We start from the raw sequence: 13,696 nt of genomic DNA on the forward strand, positions 1-13,696 counted from the left end.
TATTCATCTGTCACCCAAATCATGCACTTCTCTTCGCTTTTTTCATCATCCGGTCACTATACCAGAATCCGACGGTCAATGAAGCCGCGTCTACGACAATCAGCAACCAGGAGTCCGTATAGCCCTTTGAAACCGAAGCTGCAATGAGGGCTACGGTCAAGATAAAACCGACATAATGATTGTACGTCACCCGTGTGAACAGAACGACAAGCAATCCTGGTAAAAATAAACCTAAAATGATTTTGGACACGTTCAACTCTCCTTAAAGATAAGGGAATAACACATATTCTACCGAAGTTTTCCCTATCTGGAAAGGTTTTTCCTACTCTTCACCCTGCTGAATTAATTTCTGGGTCCTATCCTTCAACTCACTATGAGGGATGAATTTCTCAGAAAGCATATCAGGCAGAATGTATTCCAAGAAGTAATGTACGCACTCCAGGTCCTTGTATTTCACAATGGTGGAAAGTGCTTCTTGATAAATTTCAATAAATAGAGGCTCTGGATTCCCTTTTTGAATTTCTCCAAAGGATTCATACAGAAGATCGATTTTATCTGCGACAGACAAAATTCTTCCTTCAAGGGATTCGTCTTTTCCCTCTTTAAAACGTTCTCGGTACACTTCTTGAAATTGCGGGGGAAATTCTGTAGTGATGAACTTATTGACCATCTGATCTTCCACCTGGCTGAAAAGCTCACGTAACTCCCCCGATGCATATTTTACAGGGGTCTTGATATCACCTGTAAACAGTTCCGCGTAGTCATGATTCAAGGCTTTTTCATACAGTGCTTTCCAGTCAAGTTCTTTCCCGCTCTGTTCTTCCACCGTTCCCAGGAATTGTGCGATTTTGGTAACCTTAAATGAATGACTGGCTACGTTATGCTCATGATACTTGAATCGCCCCGGACAGCGAATGAGGGTTTCTAGGTCGGATAAGCTTTTAAAATAGTGATGAATTCCCATCGTATTCTCCTCTCATTGGTCGACTTTACTTTATGAAAATAGTATCAAGTAGAAGAAGTAAGAGCAAAGATAAACCATTACCCCTCAGCTGCCAACCCTTCTAATTCTCCTAACAGTATATTATTTAGAGCATCGTGATAACGTGTGGGAATTTGGTGAGAGGCACCTGGAATGATATATATTTTCTTAGGATAGCAATCGTTATACAGTTTAAGTTGAGAATTGATCCAATCCGACCTTTCCCCGTAAATTAAGAGTAGCGGGATGGGTAGCTTACTTACCTGCTCTACCCCATCATAATGAAGTGATTGCTCGTAGAACTGATACCAAATATGGGGGTTCGCCTTATTCATATGACCCCTGAGTTTCTCACGCTCTAGCTTGTCCTTGAAATGCGCTCTGGAAATAATCCCGGAAAGGCGGTCCGGATGTTCCCGAACCATTTTCATTCCCATTTGGTGCATCCATTTCAGCTTGGGATTCGTGACTTTCGGGTATCCCCCTACCAGAATGAGGGAGGAAACCCGATCTACATAAGTACAGGCAAACATTTGTCCCACTACTCCTCCGGCAGAGTATCCGAGCATCACACATTCAGCAATGTTCAGGTGGTCGAGAACCGCCTTTATGTCTTCTACAAACTCCGAAATACTTATACTCTGTTTCATGGTAAAGGAGTCCCCGTGACCTGTTAAATCCGGAATGATGAGGCGAAAGTGCCTGGAAAGCACATGCTGCTTTATAAATGTCATCCTCCCCATACCCGGGGGATGGATCAAGACCAGGGGAGTCCCCTTTCCTAAATCGTCAAAATAAAGATCTCTATTCTTAAAGTAGATCATCGCCATAAAAATAAATCCTCCCTCAACCGCTTTACTACACATTGTTCTCGGGTTAAGGGAGTTCTAGTCACTATATTTAAATGAGACGGACGGAAACAACACCGTGTATTTCTTTTATCCTGCTTTTCACTTGATGTTCTTCTTCTTCGAGGAGTTTCTGATCCAAATCGATCATGGTATAGGCCCACGTATATTTACTGCGGTTGATCATATCTGCGATGTTGACCGCGTACCCTGAAAGAACATTGGCGATTTGACTGACCATATTCGGAATGTTTTGGTGCATGACCGTTACTCGCATTTTACCGCTATAAGGCAGTTCCACATCAGGCAGGTTAACAGCATGCTTGATATTACCTGTTTCAAGATACGTTTTCAGCTGCTTTGTCGCCATGATGGCACAGTTTTCTTCAGATTCAACGGTAGATGCGCCCAAGTGAGGAACAGGGACGACGTTTTTCATGTTCAATACCTTGTTATTCGGAAAATCCGTCACATACTTTCGGACAATTCCTGCTTCAAGGGCCTTTTCGAGAGCCCCTTCTTCCACTAGCTCACCTCTTGAAAAGTTTAAGATCGTCATAGCCTTTTTCATCTTCGTGAAGCCTTCTTCATTCACAAAGCTTGCCGTTTTGTCCGTTAATGGAATGTGCAGCGTAACGAAATCACACTCTGCCCATACTTCTTCTATATGATGAGCTCGCTTCACATCCTGTGATAAACGCCACGCCGCGTCAACGGATATAAATGGATCATAGGCGACCACATCCATCCCAAGGGCAAGTGCATCATTTGCGACAAGGACGCCAATCGCTCCCAAGCCTACAACACCCAGCTTCTTCCCTTTAATCTCACTTCCTACGAATTCTTTTTTCTTTGCTTCTACGACACTTGGTACGTCTTCCTCTGTTTCTTTTAACGTGTTCGTCCAGCCGACTGCAGAATACAGGTTACGGGAAGAAGCGATCAAATTAGCCAAGACGAGCTCTTTCACGGCGTTTGCATTGGCACCGGGCGTATTAAAGACCACAATTCCTTTTTCCGTACAGAGATCGATCGGGATATTGTTGACTCCTGCTCCTGCCCGTGCAATGGCTTTGACTGAAGCCGGGAAAGAATAATCATGCAAGTTCTTTGATCTTACAAGAATTCCATCTGGATCCCCATTCCCATTCAAATGGTAGTTCAGGTCATCCTCTATCAGTGAAAGTCCGCTTTGGCTAATGGCATTGTACGTATTGATTGAAATCATTCTCATAATCCTCCTTGATCAGACTCAAATTTTTTCATGAAATCGACTAGTGCTTCCACCCCTTCAAAAGGCATGGCATTATATAAACTCGCACGCATTCCACCCACGGAACGATGCCCTTTTAAAAATTCAAACCCTTCTGCTTTGGCTTCTTTTAGAAACCGTGCATCCAGCTCCTCGTCACGTGTTGAAAAAGGAATGTTCATTAAGGAACGATTATTTTCCGGGACAGGGTTATGGAATAAAGATGATTCATCTATACAGTGGTATAAGAGACCGGCTTTCCTCTCATTTTCAGCCTGCATCCCTTCCACCCCGCCATTCTCCTTTACCCACTCCAGCACAAGCTTTAATACGTATATGGAGAAGGTCGGAGGCGTGTTAAAGAGGGAATCATGCTTTACATACGTTTCATAATTCAACATCGTAGGACATGTATTCGATGCTTGACCGACCAGACTATCATGAATGATCGCCACCGTTACACCGGAAGGACCCAGATTCTTCTGAGCACCTGCGTAGATCAGTCCAAAAGAGGAAACATCTATTTTCTCAGAAAGAATGTGGGAGGACATATCGGCTACAAGTGGGATGCCTCCTGTTTCAGGCCACTCATGGTAACGTGTTCCTTCAATGGTATTGTTGGAGGTAATATGTATGTAGCTTGACTGTGGTGAAAAATCTTCTGGTGTATAAGCAGGGATATCGAACTTCTCTTGAGGTGATAAGGTTCGAACATTCCCAACCTTCTCCGCTTCTTTGACAGCTTTCTTCGACCAGCTGCCTGTCAGGATATAGTCAGCCTCTTGATGTGAACCGAGCAGATTAAGAGGAATCATGGAAAATTGCAGGGATGCTCCACCTTGCATAAATACGACATGGTAATCATCCGGGATCGAGAGCAGTTCACGCAATAAACCTTGAGCTTCTTCTATTATTTTTTGGAAAGGAGCAGATCGATGACTCAATTCCATCACAGACATACCCGTTTCTTGATAGTTCAATAATTCGCCTTGAACCTTTTTCAGAACAGGCTCAGGTAACACCGCAGGACCAGCAGAAAAATTATACACACGCTTCAACAACAGCACCGCCTAAAGTTCAGAATTTTTCAACAGTATAATCGCGCCCAGTGGTTTAGTCAATATCAAAAACCCATGATGAAAACGCTTAACATAACCGTTTTTAGGCTCATGCGTGGTTATGGATTGATTCTTTGTTGTTTTTAAAAACGGACATAAAAAAACCGGCTCCCCCATTTACCCGCGAAGGGCAAGATGAAGGGAGCCGATTGTATGAACATTAACCTGTTAAAATATCTTCTTTTGGATAGCGGATCTTTTCTTTGTCTGGTCTGGATAGGGAGAAGGCCAGTGTGAGGGGCCCCAGTTTCCCGACAAACATCACGATGATGATGATCCATTTACCTATTGATGTCAAAGATCCGGTAATTCCCATGGACAATCCCACCGTTCCAAAGGCTGATACCACTTCAAAGAGAATAGCCATGAAAGAAGCATTCCTTTCTGTCATATCAAGAAAAAAGAGAGCCGTAAAGACAAGGAGCACACTGATCATAGACACCGCCAAGGCCTTAAAAATATAGTTTTGATCAATCGTACGACGGAAAATACGAATCTCTCTTTTCTCCTTTAAGAAAGCAAACACACTCAATGAAATGACGACAAAGGTGGTAAGCTTGATTCCTCCACCCGTGGAAGCACTACCGGCTCCTATGAACATCAAAAGAATCGTGAGAAGCAATGTGGAGCGCTCCATGCTGCTATAATCAAGCGTGTTAAAACCAGCCGTGCGGGGGGTGACCGCTTGAAAATACGAAGCGAATAGTTTATCCAGTAGTGGCAATTGAGCCAGTGTATTCGGGTTATTATACTCCAGGATGAAAATCATCATAAAAGCGAATACATTGAGAACAAATGTCCCAACCACCATGATCTTCGTATGAAGTGACAGCCTTCTGATCGTTTTCGATTTCCATAGGTCCACTAAAACAGTGAATCCGATCCCTCCTAAAATAAACAGAAACGAAATCGTGATATTGACGACGGGACTTCCCACGTAACCCATTAAACTATCGGACCAAAGAGAGAATCCAGCATTATTAAACGCAGAAATAGAATGAAATAAACTGAAGTACAGCCCTCTTCTCCATCCGAATTCCGGTACCCATTCCGATGCCAATAAAAGAACAGCGAAGCCTTCTACAAGGAACGAAAAGATGAATAAATATTTTACAAGCTTGATGACTCCTCCTACGGAAGTCTGATTTAACGCCTGTTGAAGAAGAAGTCGTTCTTTAAACCCAATTTTCTTTCCGAGCATCATAAAGATCAAGACGGCAAAGGACATGATACCCAGCCCTCCGATTTGGATCAGACTCATAATGACCACTTCTCCAAAAAGGGTGAAGGCATCTCCTGTATCCACGACCGCAAGCCCTGTAACCGTCATGGCGGAAGTCGTCGTGAACAAGGCATCAAGCCATGTAATCGATTCCGTGGTGGCAAACGGCAGCTTAAGCAAACCCATTCCTACTATGATAAAGAATAGGAATGTCACAACGAGAAGCTGAGGAGGGCTTAACCGGATCACCTTATGCTTCATAAGTTATACACCTTCTTTTTCAAATCGGTTGATATCCCTGTTATGTCCAATGACGATCAGTAGATCTTCCATTTTTATGACTTCATCGGCAGAAGGGGATACAATGACTTCCTCCCCTCGGTGAATGGCAATGATATTACAACCGAATTTTGCCCGGACATCAAGATCATTTAAGGATTTGCCCGCGACCTTTTTAGACGCACGCACTTCTACAATACTGTGTTCTTTCGATACTTCGATATAATCAATGATCTTTTCTGACGTAATGTGATGGGCAATCCTTCGTGCCATGTCACGTTCAGGGTGAATGACTTTATCGGCCCCGATCCGGTCCAACACCTTCTGATGATAAGCGTTCGAAGCTTTCACCCATACTTCTTTAACCCCTAATTCTTTTAAAAGTAAAGTGGTAAGAATACTTGCCTCTATATTATCCCCAAAGGACACGATCACGTGATCAAAATTTCTGAGCCCAAGGGATTTCAACACAGATTCATCCATCGCATTCGCCTGCACGGCATGCGTGGCAATGTCTATATACTGTTGGACAACATCGTGATGAATATCTATGGCTAACACTTCAACATCCAGGTCAGCTAATTCCTGAACCAGATTTCCTCCAAATCTCCCTAATCCAATAACGGCAAACTGCTTTTTCATGATGAAATCCTCCAAAACCTTTTTAATAGCTTAACCATCTAGTACTTCTTCCTTACAACAAAAGCGCAGACAGCTCAAACAGAGACGGTAACATAAGACGAACCTGGCGAAGACTTCCTTTGCCTTTTTGGCAGGTTTGACTCATGTCCTCTGGCCTCCAGCCTCCGGAGCCGGACTTCTAAAACAACGCAAAAAGACCAACAGGAACTAAGCCTGTGGTCATCCATAATCGATCACAAGTATCATCCTCTCCCATTACGCTTACGAGGTTAGCTGACGGATTCGGGTTATGGAAGTAGCCCTACCTTTCAAAAGAAAGGATTCACCCCTTTAAATACTCGGGTCCCCCGCTTCAAAAATGAATTAAGCGATTAAGAATATTTATTTGATGATAGATATATTACTCCTCTCCTAATTCGTTGTAAATAGGTTTTATGTAAAATTTTTTAGTCTCTTTTCGTAAAGTTTTTTGCTATTGAAAAAGCGAGTAGTGGTTGATGTTTCTATATCCGGGGAATAGCATACATAAGTATTGCGAAAATAGAACCAGAAGGGAAGAAGTGTTTATGGCAGGAGTTTCATCCATTACAACATCAAGCAGTTCATCTGTTTCATCAAATGATATAAAACCTTGGATTCGAGGGTTTGCACGAATTGGATATATTTCGAGAGGAATTGTTTATATGCTGATCGGTGCATTAGCCGTTATGGCGGCACTCGGAATAGGAGGAAGCACTTCGGACTCGAGCGGTGCCTTTGCAGCAGTGGCGAGCAAACCCTTCGGGGAAGTCCTTCTCTGGATATTAGGTCTTGGTCTGATTGGAATCGTTCTTTGGCGCCTCATTCAAGTGGTAAAGGATCCAGAACATGTGAAAAACGACGGGAAATCCATGTTTAGAAGGCTGGCTAATCTGATCAGCGGGATTGCATACGGTTCTTTAACTTATAATGCTTTCGCGATTGCAATGCATGCCAAAAGCTCCGGGTCGGGTTCGGGATCTAAACAGACCTTATCTGCTAAGTTATTGTCTCAGCCCTTTGGTCAATGGATTGTCGGGATTGTCGGACTTATCATTATTGGATATGCACTCTATGAAATTCATAAAGCTTATACTGAGAAATACACGAATAAATTTAAACGGCATGAAATGTCCGAGAAAGAATGGGAAATGGGAAGAAAGACAGGAAAGCTAGGGTTATATTCCCGAGGCATGGTCTTTTTACTGATCGGTTATTTCTTTATTCAAACGGCGATCACAGCCGATCCTGATAAAACACAAGGATTGGACGGGGCACTTTCCAAGATCGCTCAACAACCTTATGGACAATGGCTGCTTGGATTTGTGGCGGCAGGATTGGTCCTTTATGGCGTATTTCAGATTCTAACAGGAAAAAACCGTCATATGAGCATTTATTAAGAATGAAAAGGAGCAGCCAATCGGCAGCTCCTTTTTCCTTGTTCTTCTGGCATCAATGTTAAAATGTAACTGGATCCATTTCTTCTGTTAAAGTCTTCATATTATATCCTTGATCATTCAACTTCTTAAGTAAAGAATCTAAATAAGCGAGTGTCGTATGCTTTTCATGCATAAGAATGACTTTTGACTGATTTTCATATGGAAAATAAGCTAACTGATCCACAACACTCTGAACATACTCCCCACTATGAAATTTCCAATCTTCACTATCCACATTCCAATCCCATAATCTAAATCCTTCTTTCTTTACTGCTGTCAAATATTCCGGTTTCATATTGGGTACGGACCCATAAGGAACGCGAATCAACTCGCTTCGAATACCTGTAATGGACTCTAACGTAGATTGAGCCGTCACCATCTCCCCTACAACCGATTTACTAGATTGGTAGATTTCGGATACATCATGGGTGACACCATGCAACCCGACGCTATGCCCTTCTTCCACCATCTGTCGAACGGCCTCACTATGTTTTTTCATATTCGGTTCCAGCATAAAGAAGCTCGCTTTTGCCCCATATTGATTAAGCACTTTAAGAATCGCTTTCGTATTTTCATTAGGACCATCATCGAATGTGATGTAAACCGTCTTTTCATCCTCGAAGTTCCCTTGTTCATTCACATTGGTCGAATGGTCTTCTATTTTCACTTCCTCATAGTAATTTTCGTCTTTCACACTCTCTGCTTCATTGGAATTAACTCCTTGTTCCTCTCCTTGAGTGCTGTCATGGTCCTCATTCCCTACTACAGGTTGTCCCGCTTCGCCTTCCTCTTTTTCAGAAGGTTCTTCCTGGACTGCTTTTTGTTGAGTCGTTGGTTCCTTTGAAATCTTCGCTTCCCCGGTGTCCAATACCCACGAAGTTGAAAGAATGAGTAATAATACGATCGCGCCCGCCAAGCCTCCCAATTCAATGGGCTTAATCCATTTTCTTTTTTTCCGTTGTCTCCCCATATCGATCACCTTTCTCCATTCTTGTTATGTTAAATGATAGGGTCATAGGCGATGAAAAGGGTTACTTGCCGGTTACAAAGCAAGGCGACTTTTGTAACTTTTTTGTTACTTTTGTCGATTGAGTTTACACTATACTAGTGAAAGCTATAGGCAGGATGTGATGATCAATTGAAGAAGATTTTGTTCCTTATGGGTTGTCTTTTCGTGTGTACGGGTTGCTCATTATTCCAATCCAATACATCGTTACTGAAGCCGCCTGAACTTCCGGTTAAACAGCAGGAAGTGAAACAAGCGATCGGAAAATATGTTCCCTCACAGGCGGAATGGGTTTCACCGATTGAAGACAAACAAGCGAATAAAATGATTGAAGCAGATTTGGATCACGATCAAATGAACGAATTGATCGTATTTTATAGACTAACTGATCAAACCTCTCAAATAGAAGCCATTGTTCTAAAGGAAGAAAAAGGGGATTGGAAGGAAAAAATGAAATTGAAAGACCTTGGAAGGGAACTACATAAAGTGGAATTTCTCGACTTAAATCAGGATGGATACCAAGAAATATTGGTTGGGTTCTCTTTCTCAGAAGACACCTCAGACAAAGCATTGATCGTGTACGACCTGAGTAAAGGTAAGCCTCAGAAGCTGTTTGAATCCCAATATAGTGCGTTTTTTTCAGGGAACTTCACGAAAGATACTCAAGGGGAAATCCTCCTCGCATCACTGGTACCAAACCAGTCTCATTCTGTTCGTCTTTATCAATTCAGCAACCATAAAATGAACGTGTTAGATGAGCTGAAATTAGATCCATATGTATACCCTTACTACCACTCCTTAGCCGGGTCCATTTCCCCTTCATTAAAAGGAGCGATACTGGATGCAGGTGTAGGTGCTCATTCGTCTACGTCATTCATTATTGGTGTAGAGGGTGAGAAGTTGAGGAATGTCTTACCGGAAAACATGAAGGAGGAAGAGCTTTTCAGGGCATATGCCGTGAATAGTGAAGATTCCAACGGAGATGGAATCCTTGAATTCACTCTTCAAAAAGAGGCAGGCGATGATAATCTTGCCTATTCTGACATGCCTTTCATCAATGAGTATTATCAGCTCAGCGACCAAAAACAAGCCGAGCTCATTCATCGATACTACGACAATGCAGCTTATTTATACAGGTTCGAGATCCCCCAGGACTGGCCCTCTGTATATATAGAGGAATCAGAAGACGGACGTTATGTGGAATTTCTTTCTACTAAAGATGGCAGCGTGCTATATGATGTATACGCGATTGACAAGGGTCAACCACTGCCAAAAGGGTGGAGTCTATTGTATGAAAGCAATCAATTCACATATGTAACAAAATACTCAACGGCAATAGGCAAGCGCCTTTTCCAGCCAATCTGATGACAAAATGGAGGTGTAGTTGGATGAAGAACATTTTGATTATTGAAGATGAAGAATCCATCCGTGGCTTTATCGAGATTAACTTAATGCGATACGGATACGCCGTCTTTCAAGCTGGGAGCGCAGAGGACGGAATCCACCTGATCAAGAGAGCACACCCCCCCATCGATATTGTCCTACTTGATGTCATGCTCCCCGGTATGAACGGATTTGAAGCATGTAAAGAGATAAGAAATTGGAATCCATCCATTGGAATCATCATGTTAACAGCCAAAGTGCAGGAAATGGATAAGGTACACGGATTGATGAATGGGGCAGATGATTATATCCCGAAACCATTCAGTCCAAATGAACTCATTGCTCGAATCGAATCGTTACTCAGAAGAATGAATGTTCATCGGGACAAGGAGGATAGCCAATCCCCCATCACGCTAAACGAACAGAAGAGACTTCTATTCGTTCAAGGAAAGAAGATTGACCTTTCCCCGATAGAGTATGAATTACTCAGCATCATTTTCAAGGCAAATGGAGAAGCGATCTCCCGCAATGATCTCTTGGATGAAGTATGGGGACTTCAGTACGCAGGGGATCCGAAGATTGTGGACGTAAATATTCGGCGAATACGTCAAAAAATTGAAAATGACCCTTCCCGTCCTCACTATATCCTTACGGTTTGGGGATATGGGTATCGCTGGAATGACGAAAATGGGAATTAAAAGAAGATTACTCATTCAGAACGTCTCTCTTATTACCTTAACCATTCTGTTATTTTTGGGCATTCTCGTTTCTGGAATCTATTCTTATTACTACATCGGTACAATAGATATGCTGAAGAATCATGCTGTGAATTCATCACAGTTTGCCAATAAATATATGAACCTGCATTCCTTTACCTTGAGGAATGAATTGACTAATCTCCAAAATAATTTCTCCATCCCTCAAGCCGAAACACAAATATTAAACGCACGTGGAGACTTATTATCCTCTTCTAGTGGTTTTATTCCGGATGAAAAGCCTGATTTCAAGGATATTGAGGAGGCATTTCGAAATGGCAGCGGAACTTGGATCGGCAACCACCCTATAACAGGTGAGCATATCTTGGCTGTGTCTGTACCATTAAATGGAGAGAATAACACCATTGGATTGATCCGGTTTATAACATCCCTGGAATCACTGGATAACAATTTCCGAACAATCTTGCTTTCTTTGTTTTTAATTGGACTCGTTATTTTGCTTATCGTTTTTATGGTGAGTACACTTTTTGCACGTAATTTAACGAAACCTGTGATTGAACTGACCGAAGCATCACAGAAGCTTGCCAAAGGAGAATTGGAAACAAGAATTGTCGGACAGTACAAGGACGAATTCCAAACCTTGAGTACATCCTTTAATGACATGGCTAGGGAACTCCTTAAAACCGAGAAAATGAAGAATGAGTTCATCTCTTCGGTTTCCCATGAAATTCGCACTCCCCTTACAAGTATTAAAGGGTGGAGCGAAACATTGCTGACGGGTGATTTACAAAATGTTCAGGAAAACAAAACGGGGTTGACCATCATTTCAAAGGAAACGAATCGATTAATTGGACTGGTAGAGGATCTATTGGACTTCTCGCGTTTTTCAAATGGATCATTTACGATTCACCCCACTACCTTTTCTTTCATTCGACCTCTGAATGAAGTCATTCTACAGCTGAATCAAAAACGGAAAGAAAAAGGTATATCCATTATGTTGGAAAGCGATGAGACAGTGGATCTATTCGCCGATGAAAATCGTATCCGACAAGTGTTGATCAATCTCTTAGATAACGCAATAAAGTACTCGGACCCGAATTCAACGGTTTTCATTCGTTATATCCAGACGAATTCCCATTTTACCTTCGAAATAAAAGATGAGGGGCAGGGAATCGACCCGGAACACCTGCAACACATTGCCACCTTATTCTATAAGGAGAGGGAGAATTCAGATGGGGTAGGGTTAGGATTAGCGATCTGTAAAAACATCGTTGAATTGCACCATGGAAAATTTTTTGTGAAAAGTGATAAGGGTTCAGGTACAACGGCCGGTTTTACCATTCCCTTACGTTCTTAAAGAGCTTGGATTTTGAATCCAGGCTCTTTCTTTATAATCGATTAGGCATGAATTTTGACACTCCTTTCATTCTATTGTATCTTATGACAATGAATCCTCACTAAACCTATCAGAATTATAGAAATAGTATTTTTGAGATATTTGGGGAAATCTACTAAATAGAAGGAGTGGCTACAATGAAATCTCTTTGGAAAGGTTATCTAGATACGTCCCTTATTGTGAAAATAACCGTTGCTCTTGTACTGGGGATTGCGGTCGGACTGATATTCGGAAAAGATGCATCCGTCCTTTCTCCCTTGGGCGATATATTGATTCGCTTGCTGAAATTTCTTATCATCCCTCTTATCCTGTTTACATTGATGGTCGGCGTGAACCAGACCAATGTGAGCAAACTCGGACGAATGGGAGGAAAAACGTTCTTATATTATTTATTCTCTTCAGCATTAGCCATTGTGGTAGGCATTGCCGTTGCCAGTATTTTCAACCCTGGAACGGGCATGACCCTCGATACAACGGAGAAATTTGAAGTACCGGAAAATCCAGGGATGACCAGTGTACTCCTGAACATTATTCCGGAGAATATCGTCACGGCATTCACGGAAATGAACCTCCTGGGAATCATCTTTACCGCTCTTGTGTTTGGTATTGCCATTTCCTATTTAAGGTCATCATCCGAGCATCATGAACTGGGTGAACAAGTATATACAGTCGTGAACGGGTTAAACGAAGCGACCCTTGCGATCATGAAGGTGATCCTTCAATATGTGCCGGTCGGTATCTTCGCCATCATGGCGGAAACGGTCGGGAAACAAGGATTGGATACACTTTTGTCTCTAGGGAACATGATCCTGGTTCTTTACATTGCTTTGTTTGTCCAAATTGCCATTTATATCATCGCGTTACTCTTCTTTAAAATCAGGCCAGGCAGGTTCTTTGCTCAAGCTAGAACACCCATGATTACGGCATTTGTGACTCAAAACAGTTCCGGTACCCTGCCTCTTACTTTAAACGCAGCGAAAAACCTTGGTCTGTCGAAGAGCTTATACGGATTCAGCTTACCCCTCGGGGCCACAATCAATATGGATGGCGCTGCAATCCGGATCGCAGTGTCCGCTGTTTTCGCGGCTAATGTAATCGGAAATCCACTAAGCTTGAATGATATGCTGGTCGTCGTCCTCGTCGGAACCCTGGCTTCAATCGGTACAGCCGGTGTTCCCGGGGCAGGTATCATCATGATTGCCACTGTCTTCGCCCAGCTTGGGTTGCCGATGGAGACGGTTGCCCTGCTAACTGCGATCGATGCCCTTGTTGGTATGGGGTGTACAGCTCTTAATGTGACGGGGGATTTGGTTGGTACGTCGATTATTGATAAGACGGAGAATGGAGACAAACAAGAAGCTGCTTCCATCTAAATATTGAATAAAAAACAAGCTT

Annotated in this window: 13 protein-coding genes and 1 riboswitch; of the genes, 5 read left to right on the top strand and 8 right to left on the bottom strand. The window is 42.5% G+C overall.

Translation table 11 applies throughout. From position 1 onward, the window contains the following. Positions 1-19: 19 nt before the first annotated feature. From AAEM60_RS20120 to AAEM60_RS20150, 7 genes are all read right to left on the bottom strand, one after another. On the bottom strand, positions 20-250 hold the full coding sequence (locus tag AAEM60_RS20120; RefSeq protein ID WP_341356966.1) for a CsbA family protein: 231 nt from the start codon (positions 248-250) through the stop codon (positions 20-22). Positions 251-322: 72 nt separating this feature from the next. Beyond that, the gene (locus AAEM60_RS20125; protein ID WP_299743183.1) at positions 323-964 is read right to left on the bottom strand and encodes an HD domain-containing protein; all 642 of its coding nucleotides are present in this window, start codon (positions 962-964) and stop codon (positions 323-325) included. 77 nt (positions 965-1,041) lie between these two features. Then, positions 1,042-1,812 (bottom strand): alpha/beta hydrolase, encoded by a 771-nt coding sequence (locus AAEM60_RS20130; protein WP_341356967.1) that lies wholly within the window; start codon positions 1,810-1,812, stop codon positions 1,042-1,044. 70 nt (positions 1,813-1,882) lie between these two features. After that, positions 1,883-3,058 (bottom strand): phosphoglycerate dehydrogenase, encoded by a 1,176-nt coding sequence (locus AAEM60_RS20135; RefSeq protein WP_299743179.1) that lies wholly within the window; start codon positions 3,056-3,058, stop codon positions 1,883-1,885. Positions 3,059-3,060: 2 nt separating this feature from the next. Continuing rightward, complete coding sequence (gene serC / locus AAEM60_RS20140; RefSeq protein ID WP_299743177.1) at positions 3,061-4,140, bottom strand: 3-phosphoserine/phosphohydroxythreonine transaminase; 1,080 nt, start codon at positions 4,138-4,140, stop codon at positions 3,061-3,063. 220 nt (positions 4,141-4,360) lie between these two features. Beyond that, positions 4,361-5,683, bottom strand: a complete 1,323-nt coding sequence (locus AAEM60_RS20145) for a TrkH family potassium uptake protein (RefSeq protein WP_299743175.1) — start codon at positions 5,681-5,683, stop codon at positions 4,361-4,363. A 3-nt stretch (positions 5,684-5,686) separates the two neighbouring features. Continuing rightward, positions 5,687-6,343, bottom strand: a complete 657-nt coding sequence (locus tag AAEM60_RS20150; RefSeq protein WP_299743173.1) for a TrkA family potassium uptake protein — start codon at positions 6,341-6,343, stop codon at positions 5,687-5,689. 242 nt (positions 6,344-6,585) lie between these two features. After that, positions 6,586-6,723, bottom strand: a riboswitch (cyclic di-AMP (ydaO/yuaA leader). A 186-nt stretch (positions 6,724-6,909) separates the two neighbouring features. Between AAEM60_RS20150 and AAEM60_RS20155 the strand changes: the two genes are divergently transcribed. Then, positions 6,910-7,761, top strand: coding sequence for a DUF1206 domain-containing protein (locus AAEM60_RS20155; RefSeq protein WP_299743171.1), 852 nt, complete (start codon positions 6,910-6,912; stop codon positions 7,759-7,761). Positions 7,762-7,819: 58 nt separating this feature from the next. On the opposite strand, the gene AAEM60_RS20160 is transcribed toward AAEM60_RS20155, so the two are convergent. Continuing rightward, the gene (locus tag AAEM60_RS20160) at positions 7,820-8,770 is read right to left on the bottom strand and encodes a polysaccharide deacetylase family protein (RefSeq protein ID WP_341356968.1); all 951 of its coding nucleotides are present in this window, start codon (positions 8,768-8,770) and stop codon (positions 7,820-7,822) included. A gap of 168 nt (positions 8,771-8,938) precedes the next feature. Between AAEM60_RS20160 and AAEM60_RS20165 the strand changes: the two genes are divergently transcribed. From AAEM60_RS20165 to AAEM60_RS20180, 4 genes are all read left to right on the top strand, one after another. Further along, positions 8,939-10,171, top strand: a complete 1,233-nt coding sequence (locus tag AAEM60_RS20165) for a hypothetical protein (protein WP_341356969.1) — start codon at positions 8,939-8,941, stop codon at positions 10,169-10,171. Positions 10,172-10,194: 23 nt separating this feature from the next. Beyond that, positions 10,195-10,887: a response regulator transcription factor gene (locus AAEM60_RS20170; protein WP_299743165.1), complete on the top strand. Its 693-nt coding sequence runs from the start codon at positions 10,195-10,197 to the stop codon at positions 10,885-10,887. Then, complete coding sequence (locus AAEM60_RS20175) at positions 10,853-12,262, top strand: HAMP domain-containing sensor histidine kinase (protein WP_341356970.1); 1,410 nt, start codon at positions 10,853-10,855, stop codon at positions 12,260-12,262. Before AAEM60_RS20170 ends, AAEM60_RS20175 begins: the two co-directional genes overlap by 35 nt. Before the next feature lie 176 nt (positions 12,263-12,438). Next, complete coding sequence (locus AAEM60_RS20180; protein WP_341356971.1) at positions 12,439-13,674, top strand: dicarboxylate/amino acid:cation symporter; 1,236 nt, start codon at positions 12,439-12,441, stop codon at positions 13,672-13,674. The last annotated feature ends 22 nt before the right edge of the window (positions 13,675-13,696 follow it).

Origin of the sequence: Rossellomorea sp. y25, from assembly GCF_038049935.1 — a bacterium.
Classification (GTDB): Bacteria; Bacillota; Bacilli; order Bacillales; family Bacillaceae_B; genus Rossellomorea.